The organism is Marivita sp. (assembly GCF_048006345.1).
Lineage (GTDB): Bacteria > Pseudomonadota > Alphaproteobacteria > Rhodobacterales > Rhodobacteraceae > Marivita.
In genome coordinates this window covers 2,055,965-2,079,600 of sequence record NZ_CP180351.1, presented here as the reverse complement: position 1 = coordinate 2,079,600, position 23,636 = coordinate 2,055,965, and the positions used below count along the sequence as shown (strand labels likewise).

Genomic DNA, 23,636 nt, shown 5'->3' with positions numbered 1-23,636 from the left:
GCTCGGGGTTCAGATGTTCACCGCCCGCAAGGGCGGAGGTGCACTGGGTTCGTCTTCGGCGGGCGCAGTCTTGTCGATCCTGACGGTTTCGGGACGCTGATCTGCATCGCCGCTTTGCTTGCCCGCCAGTTCCTTGGAGCGCTGTCCGAGGAAGTGCACGAGATGGTTGCGGATCGCATAATAGTTCGGATGCTCGACAATCTCGGTCCGGCTACGCGGGCGTGGGATTGTGATCTCGACCAACTCGGCCACGCGGGCAAACGGACCGTTGGTCATCAAGAGGATGCGGTCCGCAAGGAGGATCGCCTCGTCGATATCGTGGGTGATCATGAACACTGTCTGTTCCGTACCCGCCCAGACCTTGATCAGCTCTTCCTGAATGGTGCCCCGTGTCAGCGCATCCAAAGCGCCGAACGGTTCGTCCAGAAGCAGCAGCTTGGGCTGGTTGGCAAAGGCGCGGGCAATCGACACGCGCTGCCGCATCCCGCCTGACAATTGGCTGGGCTTGCGATAGACCACATCGCCCTCCAACCCGACCTTGGCGAGATAGTCACGGGCATGCGCCTCGACCTTGTCTGCCGACCAGTTAGGGTATCGCGCCTTGACGCCGAAGGTCACGTTCTTCAGCGCTGACAGCCACGGCAAGAGCGAATAGTTCTGGAACACCACGCCCCGGTCCAGCGATGGGCCCGAGACTTCGAACCCGTCCATCTTGACCACGCCTGACGTCGGCTCGGCCAGACCGGCAAGGATGTTCATGATCGTCGACTTTCCGCAGCCCGAATGGCCGAGGATGCAGACGAATTCGCCTTTTTCGATCCCGAAGCTGGCGTTCTCGAACACGGTCATCGTGCCGCCCTGACCATCCGGGTATTGCTGGGTCAATCGCTCGATACTGAGAAAAGGTTTCGACATGAGGTGTCTCCCTTATTCGGCGTAGGCGACGGCGCGCTGCAGGACGCCAAAGGCCGAGTCCAGCAACATGCCGACAACGCCGATCATGAGGATTGAAAAGATGACGGAGGTCAGGTCGAGGTTGTTCCACTCGTTCCAGACATAGTAGCCAATGCCTGTCCCACCGACGAGCATCTCTGCCGCGACAATGACCAGCCATGCGATGCCGATGGAAATCCGCATGCCGGTCACGATGGTGGGGGCTGCGGCGGGCAGGATCACGGTGAATGCCGTCTTGAGCGGGCTCAGTTCGTGCGTCCGGGCGACGTTCACCCAATCCTTGCGTACTCCGGCCACGCCAAACGCGGTGTTCAGCAGCATGGGCCAGATCGAACAGACGAAGATCACGAAGATCGCCGACGCCTCTGAATCCTGAATGATGAACAGCGCCAAAGGCATCCATGCCAGCGGCGAGATGGGTCGCAGCACCTGGATGAACGGGTTGAACGCCTTGTAGGCGATCTGGCTCATCCCGATGAGGAAGCCCAAGGGAATGGCGACCAACGCGGCCAGGAAATAGCCGGTCAGAACACGGTAGATCGAATACCCGATCTGAATGCCGATCCCCTTGTCATTGGGGCCTGCGTCGTAGAACGGGTTGGACAACTCCGCCCACGCTTTGGCGATCACCTGGCTGGGCGGGGGAACACCCGCTTTTTGAGCGCCCCCACCGGTGAGGCGCTCGTATTCTGTCAGCTCGCCAGCTGCCTTCTGTGCCGGAATGGCGGCCTCCCAAATCAGGAGGCCCACCACCAGCATGGCAATCGACAAGATCGCGGCGCGTTTGTTGACCGAAAGACCGTCCAACATGGATCAGCCCTTTCCGATCGGGAAACTTGCAACATAGGCTTCGGGCTCTGCCGGATCGAAGGTCTTGCCCATGATGGTGTGCGATTTGTAGGTGATGTCCGGTGCCTCGTAGCCCAGATCCTCCATCACCTTCTTCGCGTCGGCAGCAAGATAAACCTGCTCGGCCACGGCTTTGTAGTCGATGTCGCCCTCGATATAGCCCCAACGCTTCATCTGGGTGAGGATCCACACGCCCATCGAATGCCATGGGAACGGGTCGAAATCGATCCGGTCGGGCACCTGCTGGACGTTGCCCAAACCGTCGGCAAACGTTCCGGTCAGAACCTGTTCGATCACGGGCACCGGCTGGTTGAGGTAGTTGGTCGGCGCAATCGCCGCCGAGATTTCCTTGCGGTTGTCCGGGTTCGAAGCGTACTGCGTCGCGTCGATGATCGACTTGAGCAGCGCGCCGTAGGTGTTCGGCAACTCGGTTGCAAAGGACAGCGGTGCGGCGAAGGCACAGCACGGGTGGCCTTCCCAGATCTCCTTGGTCAGGAGGTGGATAAAGCCGATGCCTTCCCAGACCGCGCGCTGGTTGAACGGGTCGGGCGACAGGTAGCCGTCAAGGTTACCGGCGCGCAGGTTCGCAACCATCTCGGGCGGTGGCACGACGCGGATCTGGATGTCCACATCCGGGTCCAGACCGAATTCGGCCACGTAGTAGCGCAGCAGGAAGTTGTGCATCGAATATTCGAACGGCACACCGAAGGTAAAGCCCTTCCACTGGGTCGGGTCGCGCTTATCAAGGTGTTCGTTCGACAGAACAATGGCCTGACCGTTGATGTTCTCGACCGCTGGCATGATGTAAGGCGTTGCGACAGATCCCGCGCCCAGCGTCATCGCCAGAGGCATGGGCGTCAGCATGTGCGAAGCGTCGTATTCACCCGAAAGCGACTTGTCGCGGGCCACGGCCCAACCGGCTGTCTTGATGACCTGCGCATTCAGGCCATAGCGTTCGTAAAAGCCCAGGGGCTGCGCCATGATGATCGGCGTGGCGCAGGTGATCGGCACGAAGCCGATGTTCAGGTCGGTCTTTTCCGGTGTCCCTAGGTTGTCCAAGATCGCCGCCTTGGCTTCGTTCATCGGGAAGACCGAGGCGAGTGCTGCCGCAACGGTGCTTCCGCCCAGCATCCCCATGAAGGACCGGCGGCCAATGTCGCTTTGCCCAAAGACCGAGCGCACAATCGCGCTTTCGACCGCGCGCTCGAGCATCTGTTCGGATGACATGCGCGTCGGGTCGAGGTCTTTGGAGATGTGGGTGTGGCTGTGACCGGATGCGCAGCTGTCGCAGCCGCAATCGGCGCCATGGCGCAGGTCGGTGTCTGCGGAAAACGGATTTCCAAGGCTCTTGATCGTCATATGCAGTCCCCTGTGTGGTGGATGTTCCTAGTGGTTGGGGACATCCTGCCAGCGGGGCTCGGCGATCAAAACCAAGTGCCTTTTATTTGTTCAAAGTGGAAATTTGGATTAATTTCATAATGTTAAATCATTTTAGCGATAACGGTATTTTACGATAAATCGTAAATTACGAAATTTCGTTAGACTGTTCTGCATCGCAGCGGCAATGATGCCCGCATGCTGGACGAACGACACCAATCTGATTCCCTGCTGGCCGCATTTCCCGAGGCCGCGCTTGTTCTCGACACCACTCAGGACAAGGTGGTGGCCCTCAACGCCGCAGCGGCGGCGCTGTTCGCTGTTGACCCAGACACAGACAAAACCCTGCGGTTCTCGACCTTTCTGGGCAGAGCACTGGCGAAATTCGTGGTCTTTGTCGAAGAGGTCGATCACCGGGGCGAATGCTGGACGCGGGATGTGCCGCTCACCACACGGGACGGGGCACCGCTGCGCTGCGAAATCCGGGCGCGCGGCGTGCCGGATCAACCGGGTTTTCTGTTGCTCAGCTTCACCGATCTTGATGCCTTCGACAAGCGCACCCAGATCGCAGAGGCGGCTGAACTCCACCGCGCTGGGCTTTTGGAATGGAAACGGGCCGAGACCTTTTTCGCCGAGCTTGAACGCCAGAACCAGTTGATCCTGAACGCGGCGGGCGAGGGGATCTACGGCGTCAACGCCGATGGCAAGACAACATTCGTCAATCGCGCGGCGCAGGAGATGCTGGGTTGGACCACGCAGGATCTGTTGGGCAAGGACATCCATTCGATGATCCACCACCACCACCTGAACGGAGAGGTGTACCCATCGAACCAATGCCCGATCTACCGCTCATTTCGGTTTGAACAGGTCCACCGGATCGAGGACGAGGTGTTCTGGCGCAAGGATGGCAAGCCCATCCGCGTCGAATATGTCTCGACCCCGATCTATGATCAAAAGGTGCTGGCGGGTGCTGTGGTGATCTTCCGCGACATCACGGAGCGCAAGGAAGGCGAACGCAAACTGCGCGAGGCTTTGGACGAGGTGGCAGCATTGCGGGACCGGCTTGAGCAGGAAAACGAGTACCTGCAAGAGGCGATCAGTTCGGAACGCGCGCATCACGACATCATCGGCAGTTCGCCCGCGATCCGTCAGGTCGTGACACGCATCGATCTTGTGGCTGGCACCGATGCGACCGTTCTGATCACGGGCGAAGCGGGCACCGGCAAGGCGCTTGTGGCCACTGAAATCCACAAAGCCAGCCCGCGTTCCAGGCGTCCGCTCATCCATTTCAAATGCGGCTCGGTCGCGCCCGAGGATGTGGAGGCCGAATTGTTCGGTCATGTGCGCGGGGCAGGGCCCAATGCGACGCGCGACAAGCCAGGCAAGCTCGAACTGGCACATGGCGGATCGCTGTTTCTCGATGATGTCGAGGAACTGCCGTTCGAGATCCAGGGCAAGCTGCTCCATGCGTTGCAGAAAAGCACGGTCACACGGGTTGGGGACACACGGGAAAAGCCGCTCGACATTCGCGTGATTGCAGCGACGACCCATGCGCCGACCGACACGCGGTCGGGAAACCGCATTCGTGAAGACCTCTATCTCTTCCTCAACGTCTTTCCGATTTCCTGCATGCCGCTGCGTGACCGGTTGGAGGACATTCCACTTTTGGCAGCGCACCTCCTGAAACTTGCCTGTCGCCGCCATGGCCGCCCCGTGCCGGTGTTGACGGAGCGGGTCGTCAAGCAGATGCAGGCCTATCACTGGCCAGGCAACGTGCGCGAATTGCACAACGTCATCGAACGCGCCGCAATCGTGTCGCGGGATCGCAAACTGGTTTTGGAACTGGGCGGCGGCGGGCAGGTTGCGTCCCCATCAAATGCATCCGTCCGAACCGAGGCCGAGATGCAGGAGATGATGCGCCGCAACATCATCGCCGCCCTGCGCGAAACCGGCGGGCGCGTGTCCGGCCCGACGGGGGCCGCCGCGATGCTGGATGTGCAGCCGACCACGCTCTATTCGCGGATCAAGGCGCTCAAGATCGACCGGACCGCGATCTGACCCTGACAGAAAGCTGCGATCCCAAGATCGGCTTGCGGTTCACTGCGCCTTGCGGCCTTACTGGCCTCACGGGCCGGAGCACGACTCCGGCGCAGGAAAAGGTCGCAGGATGCCCCATGTTGAAACCCAGATGCGACGCGAGGTGCTGGAAATCCCGGTCGCCGTACAGCGGCTTCTGGATCATGGCGGCGATGACATCCGCCGGGCGGCAGACGCGATCCGCGAGCGACACCCAGCCTTCATGATCAGTGTCGCGCGCGGGTCATCCGATCACGTGGCCACTTATCTGAAATACGCGGCAGAACTTCTGACTGGTACACCCATAGCCTCGGTCGGGCCGTCAATCGCATCGATTTACAAGCGGCAATTGGCGCTCTCCGGCAGCGTGTGCCTGTCTGTGTCGCAATCCGGCAAGAGCCCCGACATCGTTGACATGACACACATGGCGCGGGCGGGTGGCGCGTTGACCGTGGCGATGACGAATGACCCCAATAGCCCTTTGGCAGCGGCGGCTGACCATACCCTTAACCTCCATGCTGGACCGGAGTTGAGCGTTGCGGCTACCAAAACCTTCGTCAATTCGGCCGTGGCCGGCATCTGGCTACTGTCCGAATGGGCCGCAGATACAGCACTTTGCGCCGCGATCTGCGATTTGCCGGACCGATTGGAACGGGCCATCGCGATGGACTGGTCGATGGTCCAAACAGCCTTGCGACACCGCAACTCGATCTACTGCCTTGGCCGGGGGCCAGCCTACGCGATCTCGAACGAGGCGGCGCTCAAGTTCAAGGAAACCTGCCAAATCCACGCGGAATCCTATTCCTCGGCAGAGGTGCTGCACGGTCCGGTCTCCATCGTTGATAGCGGTTTTCCGGTGATCGCCTTCGCCGCCGCGGACGAGGCGGAAACCGCACTGGCCGATGTGGCGGACGCGATTGCGCAGAAGGGGGCGACCGTGTTCGCCACCACGCCGCAGGTTCGCCATGCCACGTCGCTGCCCACGGAGCGCACGGGCCATTCCCTGACCGATCCGATTGCCCTGATCGCCAGTTTCTATGCAATGGTTGAACAGGTCGCCACATCGCGCGGGATCGACCCGGACACACCGCGCCACCTGAAGAAAGTGACGGAAACCAGATGACCTCTCGCGGCAAGGCCTATAGCGGTGCGCAGATTCATGACGGACGAAGGCTTGTCATTGGCCACAGCCTGTTGATGTCGAAAGACGAGGGCTGTCGGATTGTTCCCGATGCCCAAGTGCCGCCGGCTTACGAGCGAGTGACATTGCAGGGGGGTGTGATCACCCCCGGTTTTGTCGACTTGCAGGTCAATGGCGGTGGAGGTGTTTTGTTCAACGATGCGCCGTCGGTGGACGGTTTGCGGGCCATCGCGGACGCACATCAAGGACTTGGCACAGCGGCGTTTTTGCCAACCCTTATCACCGATAGACCCACTGCAACCCGCGCGGCGATCGACGCGGTTGCAGCGGCTGTCGCAGAGCGTGTGCCGGGGATCATCGGTCTCCATCTCGAAGGCCCGCATCTGTCGGTGGCGCGAAAGGGGGCCCATGACGGGGCGCTGATCCGTCCGATGACCGACGACGACATGGCGCTGCTGATCGACGCGACAGAGCGATTGCCGAACCTGATGGTGACAGTGGCGCCCGAGAGCGTGACGCTTGATCAGATGCGGCGGTTGTCCGACGCGGGGGTGATCCTGTCTCTGGGGCACACGGATGCCGACCGCGCCACCTGCCACGCTGCGTTCGATGCGGGCGTGCGCTGCGTCACACATCTGTTCAATGCGATGAGCCAATTGGGCAGCCGGGAACCCGGTCTTGTCGGCGCGACCTTGGAACGCGAGGATGTTTTCGCCGGCCTGATCGCGGATGCGGTGCATGTGCACCCGGCCAGCATCCGCATCGCGCTGGCCGCCAAACCCCGGTCCGACCGGGTGTTCCTCGTCACGGATGCGATGGCACCTGCCGGGTCCGAGATCGACCGTTTCGTTCTGAGCGGGCGTGAGGTGTTCCGCAAAGACGGGCGGTTGACGCTGGCCGATGGCACACTGGCCGGGGCCGATCTTGATATGGCCACGGCGCTGGATGTCATGGTGGGGCAGGTGGGCGACAGCCTGGAACGGGCGGTGACCCGTGCCACCGCAACCCCAACTGCGCTGCTGCGCGAGAAGGGGGGGCTGGGTGTGATCGAGGCGTCAACGCAGTGGGTGAATTACCTTCCACCCACCGTCCCGACAGGTGCCGCTACGACACGGCTCTCAGTGGCGTGACAGCCGTCGCTTGGGTTGGAAAGGCCCCACCGGGCACGAACCGCTGACGATTGCGCGACTTGAGCGCCTTGAGGTGGTCAGGCAGATGCGAGAACCGCGCAACGTTGCGGGCCTTATGCCCATAGCCCAATTCTGCATCCTTGTTCTGCAGCTCCGGGAAGAGCTCGAAAATCTCGGTCCGCGCCTCATTCCGCAGGGCTGACATTGCGAGACTGCCCGGAAAGAAGCTTTCCGACGGCGCGCCATTGGCGAACACGATCTGGTGGTCTTCGAACAGGATGTGGAAATACGTCACCTCGCGGCGGCCTTTCATCACACGCGCCGCTCCACCTTCCATCTTGGCCAGATGTGTCGCCCGGACCAGTGTCTCCTCTCCGTCAAGATTGAACAGCACCCCATGTTGAGGGGATACGATCAACGGCGCATCACCTCCGGTCAGGTCGGGTGACAACAGGATCGGGCGCAGCTTGGGCGTGCGGGCCAGATCAGTCGCGTCAAGGTGACGGTGCCCAATCCAGCGCAGGGTCTGGATGCCGTTGTCGCGGGTGACGATCCGGTCGCCGACGCGCAGCGTTTCGATCTGGCGTTCGCCATCGGCTGTCAGGATCCGGGTGCCAGAGGCGAAACACACCACGCCCGTGTTCTCGGTCGTGAACGAGCTCTTGTCACCGGTCGCGCCCGCGAAAACCAGCCCGCCGCTGCCAAAGCTGGCATTGTTGGAGTAATCGACGGTTCCGCCTAGGAGGGTGCTGTTCGACTGGTTCAGGATACCGTCATCGTTGAAGTCAGCGGTCAGTTCCCAGATGTCGTCATAGAAGGACGACAGGTCGATCCGGTCGTTGTTGGTGATGTCACCGTCGTTCAGCGTGCCGGTGTTGCCGAAGTTGAAATCGGTGATCGTGTCGGTGCCATCGCCGGCCCCGTAAACAAACGTGTCATTGCCGTCGCTGCCGATGAGAAGGTCATTGCCAAGCCCGCCGGTGAGCGTGTCATTACCGGTCCAACCGTCCAGCGTGTCGTCATCGGACCCACCGTCAAGCTGGTCGTTGTCGCCGCCACCGAAGAGGGTATCGCTGCCATCCCCGCCGAGAAGGGTGTCATTGCCATCTCCGGCGCTCAGGTCGTCATTGCCCGTGCCACCATCCAGGCTGTCTGCCGAGAGGTCGTTGCCTCCCGAAAGAGTGTCATTCCCGGCTCCGCCAATCAGCGTATCCGCGCCCTCGGCCCCGTCGAGATAGTCGTTGTCATTGCCGCCATCGAGATAGTCGTCGCCCAGACCACCTTCGAGCGTATCATTGTCGTCCTGACCGTAGATCGTGTCGTTGCCGTCGTCGCCGACAAGACTGTCTGCATTGTTGTTGGGCGCAAGATCGGTGCCGTCATTGGGCAGATCATAAAACGCGAATACTGGGTAATCCGGGTTGGTCGGCGCCACATCCCCATAGATCAGGTCGCCGTCGGCGCCACCTTCGATGGTGTCGTTGCCTTCATTGCCTTCAAGTACGTCTGCGCCCGCGCCGCCCGAGACGAAGTCATCGTCAAAGCCCGCATCCACAGAGTCATTGCCGTCATCGCCGAAGATGAGATCGTTGTCGTCGCCCGTCAGGATGCTGTCATTGCCGAACCCGCCATACACCGTGTCGCGGTCGTTGAACGCATCCGCATCGCCGGGGTAGTAAAGCGGGTTGCCTGACGCACCATAGCCTTCATCCGGCAGGCCCGTGCCCGGTGAGGTGCGGGTGTTGATGACATCATCACCTGCGCCACCTTCGACGCTGTCGTTGCCTTCAAAGCCAATGATCGTGTCATTGCCATCGCCGCCAAGGATCGTGTCGTTGCCTGCGCCTGCGTCAATGCTGTCATCGCCACCTTCGCCGAAAAGCTGGTCGTTGCCGTCGCCGCCTGTAACGCTGTCGTTGTCCGCGCCCGCGAAGATTTGGTCATTGCCGGTGCCACCTGACAGCGTGTCATTGCCACCGTCGCCGATGATCGTGTCATCGCCGTCTTCGCCAAAGATGGAATCCGCGCCCGCCAGACCATCGTCACCGTCGAGGGAGTCATTTCCTGCGCCGCCGAAGAGGGTGTCGTCGCCATCCTGACCGAAGACCGTATCGTTGCCCGCGCCACCAAGTACGCTGTCATCGCCAGTCCAGGCGAAGACCAGGTCGTTGCCGTCACCGGCGTCGACGGTATCATTGCCGGTGCCCGCGTCGATCAAGTCCGATCCGCCGTCGCCCGAGATCGAGTCGGCTCCGTCACCGGCCACGAGGCTGTCATCGCCCACGCCGCCGATCAGTGTGTCATTGCCAATCCCACCGACCAGCGTGTCATTCGAGGGCAGGAACTGACCATCGGCCTGCACGAGGTCGATATACTCGAGACCCGTTGTGTTGGCGTAGATTTGATCCTGAACACCCGGAGTGTTGGACGAGGTCCAGGTGATCTGATCCCCGTTGTTCACAGCGATGTCGAAGGACCAGTAGACGTTGCCCGCCTGAGTTGGTCCCAGCTGGACAAGCCAGGCATTGCCCGTTTCGCCCGTCGTTTCGTTCACGATGTCGGACTGGGCAATCGCGTGGATCGAGGTGCCCGCGAGATAAGTGGTCGACCCGATGGTGATGTCTGCGGTCAGGACCTGCGGTGACCCTGCATCCAGAGTGCTGCCTGCACTTGAGTTGAGGTCCTCGAAGGCAGTCTCATCATCCGTGACCTGCACATTCGTGCTTGCGGCACTGCTGTCAAAGACAAAGGTGCCATTGTTGAGAATGCCTGTGGTCCCGGCGCTTGCCAAGGCAAAGATGCCGAACTGGCCGCCGGTTGTGCTGGCTGGACCATCGCCGATCAGCAGGTCATCGCCATCCTGACCTTCCAGTGAATCCGCGCCTTCATTGCCGGTGAGGGTGTCATTTCCGGCTCCACCCAGAATGGTATCGTTGCCCTGTTGGCCGGTCAGAATGTCGGTGCCGCCGCCGCCCTCGAGGCTGTCCGCACCCATTCCGCCGTAGATCGTGTCCGCTCCACTGCCGCCGATGACGGTGTCATCGCCCAAGTTGGCGTAAACCTCGACACCGCTGGTGGTGACGCTCGCGTTGATCAGATCGGCTTCGTTTGTGCCGTCCATCACCTCGATTTCGGAGAAGGTGCTGACGACGCCGGGGGTGCCATCGAATTCGACGGTCCCGGCCTCGTTGCCGGTATAGAGCACCGTCGCGCCCTGGCCTGTGCCGTTCTCGTAGAGATCGAGCCAATCGCGGTCGGTCCCGTCCGGATCTTCGCCACCCACGATCGTGTCCGCACCGTGGTTGTCGCCAAGACCGATAGTGTCGGACCCTTCGCCAGCATTGATCTGATCGTCGCCCGTTCCACCCGAGATGGAGTCGTCGCCATAGGCGGCAAGAATGGTGTCGTTGCCCGCGCCGCCGTCCAGCGTGTCATTGCCCGCATAGGTGAACATCACCAACGTGGGGTCAAAATCGGTTCCGTTGTCGTGGAAGACGTCAAAGGTCTGGGTATTGCCGTTCTCGTAAGTGACGGTGACCTGATGATGGCCCGATGCAATCTCCGAGGACGCGAGGCCCGTCCAGGGTTCGGACACCTGAATTCGGTCGGTGCCATAGCTGAACCCTTCGAGGGTCAGGCTCGCCGCGTCGCCGGTAGAGGTGACAAAGACGGTGTCGTATTCGACGTCGGCGTCATTTGCCGTCCCCGAGCCATCGTCGAGGATGATCGTCGCAGAGGTGCCCGCAGCTCCGGCAAAGACAAACGCGTCGTTGCTGTTTGTGCCTGTCGCCGTGGCGCCGTCTGCAACCACGGTTCCGCCAAAACTGTATTCCGTGATCAGGTCGGCGCCGTCGCCGCCTGTGACACTGTCGTCACCGATGCCACCTTCGAGAACGTCATCGCCCGCGCCGCCATGCAGCGTGTCATCGCCGGACTGCCCATAAAGGCTGTCATTGCCAAGACCACCGACAAGGCTGTCCTGGTCTGTTCCGCCCCAGAGTTGATCCGCGCCATCGCCACCGATGAACGTATCGTTCCCCGCGCCGTTGGGGCCAAAGATCTCGTCGTCGTAGACGTCATTGCCCGGGCTGCCCTGGATGAAGTCGTTGCCGGCGAGGGTCTGGATATAGGTATAGCCGTCATCGAGCGTTGCATCGACCGTATCATCGCCATCGGTCAGGATCAGCTGTTCGATCCCCGAGAAGGTGATCACGTCGCCGGTGACACTGTCGGTGATCGTGCCCGCGCCTTGGCCCGTGAAAACCACACTGACAGCGTTCGACAGGGTCGTCAGATCAATCGTGTCGTAGTTGGCTCCGGTCGTGAACGTATCGCCGCCGACGATGACATCGTTTCCAAAACTGTCCGTCAAACGGAACGTGTCGGAATCTGCCCCACCAGACAGAAAGTCCGCGCCCAGACCACCATCCAGTGTATCGTTGCCGTCACCGCCACTAAGAGTGTCGGCCTGTGTCGCGCCGAACAGGGAGTCGTCCCCGCTGCCACCGATGAGCGTGTCATTGCCGGCACCGCCGGTTATCGTATCGTTGCCGTCCCCGCCGTCGAGGCTGTCGTCGCCCGCGGCACCCGTTCCACTGTCATCGCCGCTGCCAAAGTTGATGGTGTCGTTGCCGTCGCCACCAAAGACCGTGTCCGCACCGGCGCCACCGTCGATGAAGTCGGCTCCGGCACCGCCGGTGATCGTGTCGTCGCCTCCAAAGCCGAACAGTCCGACGCCGGTGGTGTCCAGTGCCGCGTTCAGGGTGTCGTCGCCGCTGCCCGCGAAGACGTTTTCGATTTCCGAGAAAGAGATCGTATCAGCGCCTGCGATGATCGTCCCGAACTCGTTCCCGTCGAACTGGACAACCATGTTCGAGGTGACGGCCGAGCCATCGATCGTATCCGAGTCGCTTCCCGTGGATACGGTTTCACCGCCTTGGATTGAATCATTGCCGGAGCCGTCAGTCAGAACGAATGTGTCTGCATCCCCACCGCCGATCAGCGTGTCGACGCCAGTGCCGCCGATGAGCGTGTCGTTGCCGTCGTCGCCAAAGATCAGGTCGGTGCCGTCGCCGCCATCCAGCAGGTCGTCGCCCTGTGCGCCGACGATGGTGTCGTTCCCAAGCCCGCCCTCGACAGTATCCGCGTCGCCGCCACTCTGGATTAAATCGTTGCCTGCACCGCCGAAGATCTGGTCATTGCCGGATCCGCCGCCGATGAACTCGTTGCCGCTGCCGCCAAAGATCGTGTCGTTGCCAGCCTGTCCTTCGAGCGTGTTGTCGCCCGTGGTTGCCGAGGCATTGAACAGATCGTCACCTTCGCGGCCGTCGATATAGAGTGTGGCGCTCTCGGTTCCTGCGTTGATCGTGTCAGCACCTGACCCGAGATAGACCTGTTCGATCTCGGTATAGGTGATGGTGCTTCCTGCACCCGTGATCGTTCCGTTTTCTGCGCCGCCGACGGTCAGGGTCACCGGCGTTGAGCCACCGACTTCCAGCCGGTCCAGATCCTGCCCGCTTGTGGTTGTCTCGCCACCTGTGACCGTGACATCGCTGAGCGTCTGGATCGAGATCAGGTCGGCATCGGCCCCGCCATCCAGCGTGTCATTGCCGCCGCCCACCGAGAAGATCGTATCGTTGCCATCGCCACCAAGCAGCAGATCGTTTCCGGTAAAGGCCGCGACATAGTCGTCGCCCGCGTCGCCATCGACGGTGTCATTGCCGTCGCCGCCGATCAGGCTGTCATTGCCCGCACCGCCAAGAATGCTGTCATCACCGATTCCGGTTGCAACGGTATCGTCGCCGCCACCTGCTTCGATGTTCTCGTTCCCAGCGCCGCCGTTCACGATATCGGCCTGATCGGTCAGGATCAGCCGTTCGATTTCCGTAAAGGTGATCGTGTCAGTGCTGGCGTTATCATCGATGCTACCGAATTCGGCCCCTGCGAAATCAACGGTAACCGATGTGGTGACCGCGCTCAGGTCGATGGTGTCGAAATCATTGCCAGAGGTCGTGGCCTCGCCGCCAGCTATGGTATCCTGGCCGAAGCCATCGTTGACAATGAACGTATCGGCATCCGCGCCACCGAACATGCTGTCATTGTCAATGCCGCCGTCCAGCGTGTCGTTGCCGTCGCCGCCTTCCAGCGTGTCGTTGCCGGCACTCGCGATGATCAGGTCGTCTCCGGTGCCACCAACAAGGCTGTCATCGCCTTCGCCGTTGCGAATTGTGTCGTTGCCCGCGCCGCCAAAGACCGTGTCAGTCCCTGAACCGGTGGTCAGGCTGTCGTTGCCATCGCCGCCGTCGATGAAGTCGTCGCCCGCACCGCCCGCGATGGTGTCGTTGCCTGCGCCACCGTCCAGTGTGTCGTTGCCGTCATTGCCCGACAGGACGTCGGCGCCCGCGTTGCCGATCAGCACGTTTGCGTCGGCATTTCCGACCACGGTGTCGTTGCCGCTGCCGCCGGTGACGTTCTCGATGCCGGTCCAGCTGACACCAAGCGTGCCCGTGCCGTCGAGCACGACATTGAAGTCCACACCAGAGACGCTCGAATTGCCGATATCGTAGGTGTCGATACCGGTGCCGCCGATATTGACCTCGTTCGCGCCCGTGCTGGCCAGAATGGTGTCGTCGCCCGCGCCGCCGTCGACGGTGTCGGTATTCTCGCCGCCATCAAGGGTGTCACTGCCGTCGCCACCAAAGACCGAGTCCGCGCCACCACCGCCAGTGATCAGGTCGTTGCCGGAATTCCCGTAAATCGTGTCGTTGCCAGACCCGCCATCTAGCGTGTCGTTGTCGGCTGCGGTTAGAAACTGGACATTGTCCAGCAGGCCGCCAGACCCGTCAGAGCCGCCGAATTCGGTGAACCGCAGCGTGTAGGTGCCGGCGTCCTGAAAGAGCGCGTCGAGCGTGTAGTTTTGCCATGTTGTGTCCGGAACCACGGACCTCGCCGCGACGACGGAGCCAAGGGAGTTGAGGATTTCGACACGGTACCCATCAATCCCGAGTTCGCCTGTGTTCCGAAGGACCCCATCGAAAGACAGTGTCGCCGAGCCAGGTGCGGACACGGCAAAGTCTTGCGAGAGCGTGGTGATCTCGGCGGGCGAGACATTGATCTCGGCCACGATATTGGTCGAACCATTGCCGAGATACACGCTTTCCGGGCCGGTTTCGATGCCTTGCGCACCCCCGGTCCAGTTTGCGGCTCCGGCGGAAAAATCGCCGTTCAGGATGACTGCGCTAACTTGGCCACCCGAGATCAGATCGTTGCCATTGCCACCCTGAACCGAATCGTTGCCTGCGCCGCCAAAGATGGAGTCATTGCCGACACCCCCCGCGAGCGTGTCGTTGCCTTCTCCGCCTTCGGCGATCCCGCCAATCACGTTGTTCAACGTGATGCTGTCATCGCCGCCCCAACCCTTGATCTGCACGACCCCAGCGTCGCCAATGATTGTGTCATTGCCGGTGTTCGAGCCGTCGATCTGCTCGATCCCGGTGAGCACATCGCCCGCTGCATCGCCCGCCGCCTCAACAGATGCATCGGTCAGGTCAATATTCACCGCGCCTGTGGAATTGTAGTAACTCGCAATGTCGTAAGTTCCCGCGGTGCCGTCGATTGTGTCCGCTCCGGCACCACCTTCCATCTGGGTGAAACTGCTCAAATCCGTTGCATTGCCGACAAGGCTGTCATTGCCATCGCCGCCGGTCAGATAGTTGATACCGTCACCGCCGGTCAGCGTGTCACTGCCAAGGCCACCGATCACCGTGTCATTGCCCGCTCCAGCGGTGACAGTGATGCTTGATGTGGCGGTGCCCCCGTCAAGAAAGTCGTTGCGGGACGACAGCTCAAAGCTCTCGATGCCTGTGAAGGTGCCGCTGTCTCCATCGGAGTCGTTGTAGAAACCGGCCTCGTTGGCGTTGAGGATGACGGTCGCTGCGTCGTTTGCGTCGGCAAATGACAGGGTGTCATTGTCGCCGCCTTCGTCGCCGCCTGTAACCGTGGCCGCGCCAAAGCCGACATGGAACAGGTCAGAGCCGTCGCCACCGTCCAGCGTGGCATTCCAGAAACTGTCGTAAAGAACGTCGTCGCCGGTTCCACCGATCAGCGTGTCGCCCACACCTGTGTTGTTGCCCGCGATCAGGGTGTCATTGCCCGTGCCACCGACAAGACTGTCATCGCCTGCGCCGCCATCAATCGAGTCATTGCCGAACTGGCCAAAGATCGTGTCGTTGCCGGCATCGCCTCTGAGACTGTCGTTCAGCCCCTCCGCCCCGTAGGTCACAACCGTGTTGGTGCCCGCCGAGAACAACTCGAGATAGTTGCCCTGTTCGTCCCGCAGAACCCAGTTGTGGCCTTCGGTGGTGAAGATGAAGGCGGAGTCGCCCGGCTGGATCGTCACGTAGAAGATCTCTGCCCCGGAAAAGTCGATCCACCACAGCTGGATCGGGCCGTCGGCCGAGTTCGCGACCTCCAGTGTCGTGCTGGTGCTTCCCGAGGAGGCATAGAGCGTCGTGTCATACCACTGCCCGTCGCCAAGGATGCTGTCCCCGTCGTTGCCACCCGCAAGAGTGTCGTTCCCCTGGCCGCCCTGTAGACTGTCCGCCCCATCGCCGCCGTAGATCTCGTCAGCGCCTTCATTGCCGCTCAGCGTGTCGATGCCGGCATCGCCATAAATGACGTCGTTGCCCGCTTCGCCGTAGACAAAGTCATTGTCCCAGCCGGCATAAATGGTGTCCCGACCGGTCGGATCATCGGCGGTCAGAAGATTGCCGTCACCGCCATAGATGACATCGTTCTCGCCACCACCGTAAATCAGGTCGTTGCCGTCATCGCCGCGGATGGTGTCGTTGCCTTCATTGGCCCAAACCGTGTCATTGCCTGCACCGGCCCGGATACTGTCGGCTTCTCCACCTGCAAGAGCATCGTCGTTGTCAACCCAGTCGCCATCGGCGTCGAAATAGAACTGGCCAATCTCGTCAGCGCCGGCGGTGCCTTCGACGATGTAGTTGTTCGACAGGATGTTGACGGTTTCGATACCCGTAAAGCTGAGCGATCCGCCGCCGTTGAAAAAGACGGTCCCGGATTCCGCAGTCGTGTAGTTGATCGAGGACACGTTCGAGACATTCAGGACGTCGCTGTCGATCCCGGTTTCCCCACCGTCGACAAAGTCTCCGACTGCGCCCCAGATGGAGTCGTTGTCGGCACCCCCCTGAAGTGAATCGCTGCCAGCACCACCGGTCAGAATATCGGCTCCGCTGCCGCCCAAGATGGTGTCATTGTCCTTGTCGCCCACGATCCGGTCGTCGTCAGCACCGCCATCCACGAAGTCCGCGCCGTAGCCGCCGTCGATCCAGTCCAACCCTTCTTCGCCATAGAGCTGGTCATTGCCGCCGCCGCCGAACACGAGGTCGTTGCCCAACCCGGCAAAGATCGTATCGGCGCTGCTGTCCTCCCAGCCGCCTTCAAGGTGGTCTGCATCTGCGCCGCCAAAGATCAGGTCCGCTCCGGCTCCGCCGTCGACAAAGTCCTGACCTGACCCTGCGTCGACCGTATCGTTGCCGGACTCGCCGAAGACCTGATCTGCCCCGGCGCCGCCGTAAAGCTCGTCGCCATCCGCGCCGCCATAGATGACATCGGCTCCGTCACCGCCGTCGAGCTGATCCGCCCCTGCATTGCCATACAGCGTATCGTTGCCGCCAAGACCTTCCATGCGGTCATCGCCGGAATTGCCATCAAGAACTTCATTCAGGGCCGTTCCGGTAACACGGTCGCCACTTTGGGCACCGGATATGGTGGTGAAATAGTCAAGCAGCGTGGTGCCGCCAAAATTGACGCTCACCCCCGTGACGCCAGCTTCACCGATCGTAAATGTGGTTGCGCCATTGACAATGGTAACGACGCCGGTCGACTGGTCTACGGTGACCGAATATGTCGCATCCAACCCCGAAAAATCGAGCGTGTGACCGGAGGAGGTTTGCGTGATGCCTGACCAGAACGCGATCGAGTTCCAGTTGCCTGTCGTTACAAAATACGTGGCCATCGTTAAATTTCCTCAGGCATGCAAGCGTGTACAGCAGTTAACGACGGAAACGAGGCCACTCTTAACAACGACTGCGAAACGTATCGCGTCGCTTTGCAGCAAGACTTCGTACCACTCATTAATCGACTGTGCTCCCGGTCAGGTCTTTTAGACGGGGTGCAGCCGTGATCGTCATCCAACCGGACAATCATGGATTTTCCCCAAACTCCTGATTATCCGGGAATTGCGGCCACATTTCTGAATGACTTTGGCGGACCTGTGGTCTTACAGGGTATGATTTGGAAACAATGCTCGAAAATCGAAGAATTGATTGTTCTCTGGAAACAATCAGCCAAACAAGCTTACCTCATCAACGTTTTGGGGGCAGTCAAACAGAGTCAGGCAGATAGATCAGCGGTTCGAAAAACAGCCGTTCTCTGCTGAACTCCGGGCCTTTTCCAACGCGGTCGACCATGTGTCTGACAAGGGCGCGGCAGAGCGTTTGAAGCGGCGTTGCAATGACCATTGTCACATATCGATCCGCAAGCGCTTCGCGGCTGTCCTCGGTCAGCTCATTGACGATCAGTGACACTTTCCCCGGCGGTCGGGCTTCGCGAAGTGCGGCGATCGCACCTTCCATGCCGCCCCCGGCCACGTAAATCCCGGCAAGATCCGCATGGCGCTGCAGCAGGTCGAGCGTCGCCTCGTAGGTGACCTGCCGTGTCTCAAGGTTCACACTGGTATCCGCCACGGTGATCTGCGGCGCGTGTTCGCGCAAAGCGCTGCGAAATCCCGTTTCGCGCAGGCCTTGCCCGTGCCATCGCGCCCCGCCGACCATGACGGCAACCCGGCAGGGCCGTTGCAACTGCGTCGCCATCATCCAGCCGGCCAGTCGCCCCACCTTCATGTTGTCGAGCCCGAAATAACCCGCACCGGACCGGCCTGCGAAATCGTTCAGCAAGGGGAAAAGGGGAATGCCGTCCTCTGTCAATCTGTCCACCAGCCGTGACAGGGTCGGATGATTGATCGCGGTTGCCGCCACAGCCTGACTTTTGCTGGCCGAGTCCGTTATCGCCTTGGCGAAATCATCCGGTGCCTGCGAAGGCGAAAAGCTCAGATGCGGAGTGATCTGCGCCTCGGTCCTTTCGGCACAGGCCCGCGTGATCTCGTGGGCAAAACGCTGGTAGAAGGATTGCGACGGCTTGTGCAGCACAAATCCCAAATCGAACCTTGGTTTTGCATTGGGGGCGTTGACAGGTGCAGAGGCGGGCAGGGGGTAGCCGATCCGTTTCGCCGCCTCGACAATTGCGGCGATGCTGCGCGCCGACACATTGCCACGCCCGTTCAAGGCCCGGTCCACAGTCGCGGTGCCGACACCTGCCGCGCGGGCAAGGTCTTGAAGGGTCGGTCTTCGGGCCATCACTCACCAGAACTGATGTGATTTGATCATTTCCGATCTGCAAGCTGATGTAAACTGATGTGATATTTCCGGCAATCTCTTTGTCCGGGAAACGGCATCCGGTAGCCTGCCTGTGAACGGATGTTCTGAAGGGCTCAGGATCATGGCAAAACGCGATTATTCCCTGCTGGGGCCGAATGCCCGTCAGGCCGTCGAAACCGGACTTGCGGCGGCGGAGTGGTATCACACCGACATCCCGCGCAAGCAGATGAAAGAGCTGATGCAGCGGTCGGATCAGCCGGCGATCCGCGATACGTTCATCCTGTTCGCCGGCATGATCGTCTTCGCCGCCATCGGCATCGCCCTGTGGCCCTCGTGGTGGAGCGCACCGTTCTGGCTGGCTTACGGGTTGCTCTACGGGTCGGCGATGGACTCGCGCTGGCACGAATGTTCCCACGGCACGGCGTTCAAGACGCGCCACTACAACGACTGGCTCTACCAGATCGCCAGCTTCTGCATGGTGCGCAATCCGGTCTCATGGCGCTGGAGCCATGCGCGCCACCACACCGACACGATCATCGTCGGGCGCGACCCCGAGATCGTCGCCATGCGCCCGCCTGCACTCTTCCGCATCGTGATGAATTTCTTTGGGATTTTCGACGCGTATGACGGCTGGAAACGCATGCTCCTGAACGCGTCCGGTCGCATTCACCCGGAAGAGGCCAGCTATATCCCAGAGCAGGAACAGCCCAAGTTGATCCGCATCGCCCGTGTCTGGGTGGCAATCTATGCCGCGACCATCGCGCTGGCGCTGGCAATGGGGTCGATCCTGCCGCTGATGGTGATCGGTCTGCCCCGGCTTTACGGCGCATGGCATCATGTGCTGACAGGTGTGATGCAGCACGCAGGGCTGGCCGACAATGTCACCGACCACCGGCTGAATTCGCGCACCGTCTATATCAATCCGGTGTCGCGCTTCATCTACTGGAACATGAACTTCCACGTCGAACACCACATGTTCCCGATGGTACCCTATCACCGGCTCCCCGACCTGCATGCGGCGATCAAGCACGATCTGCCAGCCGCCAACACCTCCATGTGGCAGGCCTACAGGGAAATCCTGCCCGTGCTGCGCCGCCAACTGGCCTATGAGGACGTGTTCCTGAAACGCGATCTGCCGCCCACCGCGAAACCCTACCGCGAGGATCTCCACGCAGCCGCGCTCGGCGCTGCCGCCGAATAACCTGATAACAAATCAAGGACATGATATGCTCTGGATCGACGCCTGTGCGACCGATGACATCGACGAAGAAGACCTGATCCGCTTCGATCACGAGGATCGCACCTTTGCCATCTACCACAGCCCGGACGGTGACTACTTCTGCACCGACGGCCTCTGCACGCACGAGCAGGTGCATCTCGAAGACGGGCTGGTGATGGAATATGAGATCGAGTGCCCAAAGCACAACGCCACCTTCGATTACCGCACCGGAGAGGCCAAACGCGCCCCCGCTTGCGTGAACCTTAAGACCTACAAAACCAAGGTCGAAGGCGGCCGCGTCTTGATCGAGGTGTGACCGTGGGCCTTTATCACAACCGCCCCACGGTCGCTGACCTGCGTGCGCGCAAGGCGCGGGGCGAAAAGCTGACGATGCTCTTTGTCGAAACGCCGGATGAAGCCCGCGCCGCGGCCGCTGCCGGGATCGATATGCTGTCGATCATCGCGCCACTCTGGACGCCCGACATGCGCGCGGCGGCGGGGGACTGCTTTGTGCAGGTCGGCTTGCTCTACGGTGCGCTTTGCACTGGCGAAGACTACCTGCGCGCTGCCCACGCCGCGATGCAGACCGGAGGCGATTGCGTCTATTGCTCGGCCTCTCTCGATATCCAGAAACTGCTTTGTGACAACGGCATTCCCGTCGTCGCGCATGTTGGGCTGATCCCGTCGCAATGCACCTGGACTGGCGGGTTCAAGGCGGTGGGCAAGACGGCGGACAGCGCCAAGGCGGTCTGGGATCATGTCAAACGGCTGGAAGAGATCGGCTGTTTCGGCGCCGAGCTTGAAGTGGTGCCGTATCGCGTGGCCGAAATGATCGCACGCAATTCGCCGCTTTTGATGCTGGGTATGGGCGCCGGCGTACATGCCGATGCGCAATACCTTTTTGCCGAGGATGTGCTGGGCCATGGGACCAACAAACAGCCCCGCCATGCCAAACGCTACCGCGATTTTGCGGCAGAATTCGCGCGTTTGCAAAAAGAACGCATCGCGGCCTTTGGAGAGTTTGTCGAAGATGTAAAAACCGGCGCATATCCCGCGCCCGAGCATTGCGTACCGATCTCCGACAGCGAATTCGATGCCTTCTGTGCGGCGGTTAAGGGCTGACGCCGATTTCGTCCGGTCTCAGTCGTCTCGGCTGGGATCGTTCGGATTGCTCGAAAACAGCGCGATCTTGTTGCCCTGCGGGTCGCGGAGGTAGCTCACGTAAAAGCGCGGACCGTAAGAGGCGCGAAACCCCGGTTGGCCTTCATTCGACCCACCTGCCGCCAGAGCGGCGGCGTGCAGTGCGCGGACCTGCACCTGATCGGCGGCCTCGAACGCCACCATCGTCCCGTTCCCGGCCGAGGCGGGCTGCCCATTGAACGTCGGTTTGACATAAAAATCCGGGTGAACAGGGGCCTCTCCCGGCGGCACCGGCAGAGCAAAGCTCAGCCCCTCGGAGCCTTGGGTCATGCTATAGCCAAGGGCAGGGAGGAACGCCGAATAGAACCGCTTGGCCTGGTCGATGTCATCTGCACCAACGGTGACATAGGCGATCATAGGGGTGGTCCTTTGGTGGGTCGAGTGCTGCCAGCATGACAGTTTTTCGAAAGGATTGAAGGACTGTTCTCTAAATCCAGTGCGCCATGCCTGTGCTATGCACAGGCAGCGCCCGAACCGCCCCCACGGGGCGGGCGCTTCTCGCCCACCCCTCGGTTCGGGCGCGACGCTGGTTCGAAGCTGAACAGACAGGAAGGTCGGAGGATCAGCGCAACCCCCGGATCACCTCACGCGCTTTCTCTGTCAACGGTTCCTCCACCGCCGACAAAATTGCAATCCGATCAAACACATCAGGTCGCGTTGCCAAGTTCGCTCGCAGTGCCCCGCCGAAGGTCATCCGCAACTCCGTGCCGATGTTGAACTTGCAGATCGCACTGGTCCGCGCGAGGTCTTGGCGGAGGTCATGCGGCAAGCCGGACCCCCCGTGGATCACCAACGGCACGTCCGTCACAGCTTCGATCCGGGCCAGCCTGTCGCGGTCGATCTGCGCCACCTGATCCGTTTGCAGGTGCACATTGCCGATGGACACCGCCATCGCGTCAACGCCGGTCTCCGCCGCAAAACGAGCTGCCTCGTCCGAGTCGGTTCCGTGCAACTCCGCACCGTCCGCGTAGCCCACAAACCCGATCTCGCCTTCGCATGACACACCGGCCTGGTGTGCCATCTCCACAATGGCCTTCGTCTGCGCGATGTTTTCCTCCAAGGGCAGGCGCGAGCCGTCGAACATCACCGATGTGAACCCCAACGCAATCGCCTCTGCGCATTCTGCAACGCGGGTCCCGTGGTCCAGATGGGACACCACCGGTACCGAAGCGCCATCCGCCAAGGCGTGAAACATCGAAGCCCAGACGGGCAGGGGCATATGCGCGCGCGCGCCCGGTCCGGCCTGAAGGATCACCGGCGCACCTTCGGCTTCGGCGGCAGCGACATAGGCGCGGGCGTCCTCCCAGCCAAGGCAGACCAACCCCGCCACCGCGTATCCATCCCGAAGCGCGGGCTGCAACACCTCGGCCAGCGTCGCACGGGTCATTTGAACTTGGCCACCATGTCCATGATGCCGGGGACCGTGTGTAACTGCTCGGCGTGGGTCGGCTGAAAATACTGCTTGAGCGACCGCTGCGACAGCCCGCCAAGGATGGTGAAGTAATACATTTCGTATCCCGGCAGCGCGCAGCAGGGGTGATACCCTTTGTCGATCAGCACGGTGGAGCGATCCATGATGTGATACGCGTCCCCCGGTTCGTTATCGACGCGCTGGAGCATTTGCAGGCCCGAGCCGTAATTCGGCTTGAACCGGAAATTGTAGGTCTCGTCGTGCCGGGTCTCGTCCGGAAGGCGGTCGGTGTCATGCTTGTGCGACGGGAAGCCAGACCAGCCGCCCGCGCCCACGGTGAACAGTTCCGACACCAACAACCGCCCAACGCGGTCATGGTGATTCGCGCCAAGGATGTGCTTGATCTTGCGATGGGTCTTGGTGTCGTCGCTGCCGTATTGCACGAGGTCCAAGTCATCCTTGCGGATTGCAAAGGGTTGCAACGTCGTTGCAAATTTTGCACCGGCGATGAACACCTCGGTCTCTGTCCGCGCGGTGATCCGGGCCCCTGATCCGGTCGGCACATAGACGCCTTCGGGATCACCATCCCACACGTCCTCGCCGCGATGACCGATATCGGCAAAGGTCTCACCCGCCGTTTCGACCGTGACCGTCCCGGTAGCAGGCACAATGCAGGTTTCGTACGCTTCAAGACGGTAATCGTACGTTTCACCCGGCTTCAGCTTCACGATGTTGAAGTAGTTGAGCGGCACCAGCGGGTGATCGACATCGACGATCGGTTTGTTGCCGTTGTCATGGGGGGGGATGTGCATAAAGCCTC

General features: G+C 61.1%; 14 protein-coding genes. 6 read left to right on the top strand and 8 right to left on the bottom strand.

What is annotated here, in order from left to right; all coding sequences use genetic code 11:
* Positions 1–9: 9 nt before the first annotated feature.
* From ACMVPR_RS10240 to ACMVPR_RS10230, 3 genes are read right to left on the bottom strand one after another with little or no spacing between them, the layout of a single operon-like run.
* A complete protein-coding gene (locus ACMVPR_RS10240) occupies positions 10–915 on the bottom strand; it encodes an ABC transporter ATP-binding protein (RefSeq protein ID WP_416882787.1) in 906 nt (301 codons plus the stop codon).
* 12 nt (positions 916–927) lie between these two features.
* Positions 928–1,764, bottom strand: coding sequence for a nitrate ABC transporter permease (gene ntrB / locus ACMVPR_RS10235; protein WP_300587873.1), 837 nt, complete (start codon positions 1,762–1,764; stop codon positions 928–930).
* Positions 1,765–1,767: 3 nt separating this feature from the next.
* Entirely contained in the window at positions 1,768–3,162 is a 1,395-nt protein-coding gene (locus ACMVPR_RS10230; RefSeq protein WP_416882786.1) for a CmpA/NrtA family ABC transporter substrate-binding protein, read from the bottom strand.
* A gap of 216 nt (positions 3,163–3,378) precedes the next feature.
* Between ACMVPR_RS10230 and ACMVPR_RS10225 the strand changes: the two genes are divergently transcribed.
* The 3 genes from ACMVPR_RS10225 (at position 3,379) to nagA (ending at position 7,527) form a co-directional block, all read left to right on the top strand.
* A complete protein-coding gene (locus tag ACMVPR_RS10225) occupies positions 3,379–5,238 on the top strand; it encodes a sigma-54 interaction domain-containing protein (protein WP_416882785.1) in 1,860 nt (619 codons plus the stop codon).
* A gap of 109 nt (positions 5,239–5,347) precedes the next feature.
* Entirely contained in the window at positions 5,348–6,379 is a 1,032-nt protein-coding gene (locus ACMVPR_RS10220; protein ID WP_416882784.1) for an SIS domain-containing protein, read from the top strand.
* Positions 6,376–7,527 carry an N-acetylglucosamine-6-phosphate deacetylase gene (gene nagA / locus ACMVPR_RS10215; RefSeq protein ID WP_416882783.1) on the top strand — a complete coding sequence of 384 codons (1,152 nt, stop codon included), beginning with the start codon at positions 6,376–6,378 and terminating at the stop codon, positions 7,525–7,527. The genes ACMVPR_RS10220 and nagA overlap by 4 nt, the downstream gene beginning before the upstream one ends.
* Here the strand turns inward: nagA and ACMVPR_RS10210 are convergent.
* Positions 7,502–17,566: a Hint domain-containing protein gene (locus ACMVPR_RS10210; RefSeq protein ID WP_416882782.1), complete on the bottom strand. Its 10,065-nt coding sequence runs from the start codon at positions 17,564–17,566 to the stop codon at positions 7,502–7,504. The genes nagA and ACMVPR_RS10210 overlap by 26 nt on opposite strands.
* Before the next feature lie 367 nt (positions 17,567–17,933).
* Positions 17,934–18,965, bottom strand: a complete 1,032-nt coding sequence (locus tag ACMVPR_RS10205; protein ID WP_416882781.1) for a LacI family DNA-binding transcriptional regulator — start codon at positions 18,963–18,965, stop codon at positions 17,934–17,936.
* A 142-nt stretch (positions 18,966–19,107) separates the two neighbouring features.
* Between ACMVPR_RS10205 and ACMVPR_RS10200 the strand changes: the two genes are divergently transcribed.
* Genes ACMVPR_RS10200 through ACMVPR_RS10190 form a run of 3 tightly spaced genes read left to right on the top strand, consistent with a single transcriptional unit; the run spans position 19,108 to position 21,327 of the window.
* Positions 19,108–20,187 (top strand): fatty acid desaturase family protein, encoded by a 1,080-nt coding sequence (locus ACMVPR_RS10200; protein WP_416882780.1) that lies wholly within the window; start codon positions 19,108–19,110, stop codon positions 20,185–20,187.
* A gap of 25 nt (positions 20,188–20,212) precedes the next feature.
* A complete protein-coding gene (locus ACMVPR_RS10195) occupies positions 20,213–20,521 on the top strand; it encodes a MocE family 2Fe-2S type ferredoxin (RefSeq protein ID WP_416882779.1) in 309 nt (102 codons plus the stop codon).
* A gap of 2 nt (positions 20,522–20,523) precedes the next feature.
* Positions 20,524–21,327 carry a 3-methyl-2-oxobutanoate hydroxymethyltransferase gene (locus ACMVPR_RS10190; RefSeq protein WP_416882778.1) on the top strand — a complete coding sequence of 268 codons (804 nt, stop codon included), beginning with the start codon at positions 20,524–20,526 and terminating at the stop codon, positions 21,325–21,327.
* Positions 21,328–21,345: 18 nt separating this feature from the next.
* On the opposite strand, the gene ACMVPR_RS10185 is transcribed toward ACMVPR_RS10190, so the two are convergent.
* The 3 genes from ACMVPR_RS10185 to ACMVPR_RS10175 form a co-directional block, all read right to left on the bottom strand.
* Positions 21,346–21,762 (bottom strand): VOC family protein, encoded by a 417-nt coding sequence (locus tag ACMVPR_RS10185; protein WP_416882777.1) that lies wholly within the window; start codon positions 21,760–21,762, stop codon positions 21,346–21,348.
* A gap of 205 nt (positions 21,763–21,967) precedes the next feature.
* Positions 21,968–22,792, bottom strand: a complete 825-nt coding sequence (locus ACMVPR_RS10180; RefSeq protein WP_416882776.1) for a class II fructose-bisphosphate aldolase — start codon at positions 22,790–22,792, stop codon at positions 21,968–21,970.
* The gene (locus tag ACMVPR_RS10175) at positions 22,789–23,628 is read right to left on the bottom strand and encodes a 5-deoxy-glucuronate isomerase (protein ID WP_416882775.1); all 840 of its coding nucleotides are present in this window, start codon (positions 23,626–23,628) and stop codon (positions 22,789–22,791) included. The genes ACMVPR_RS10180 and ACMVPR_RS10175 overlap by 4 nt, the downstream gene beginning before the upstream one ends.
* Positions 23,629–23,636 lie beyond the last annotated feature (8 nt).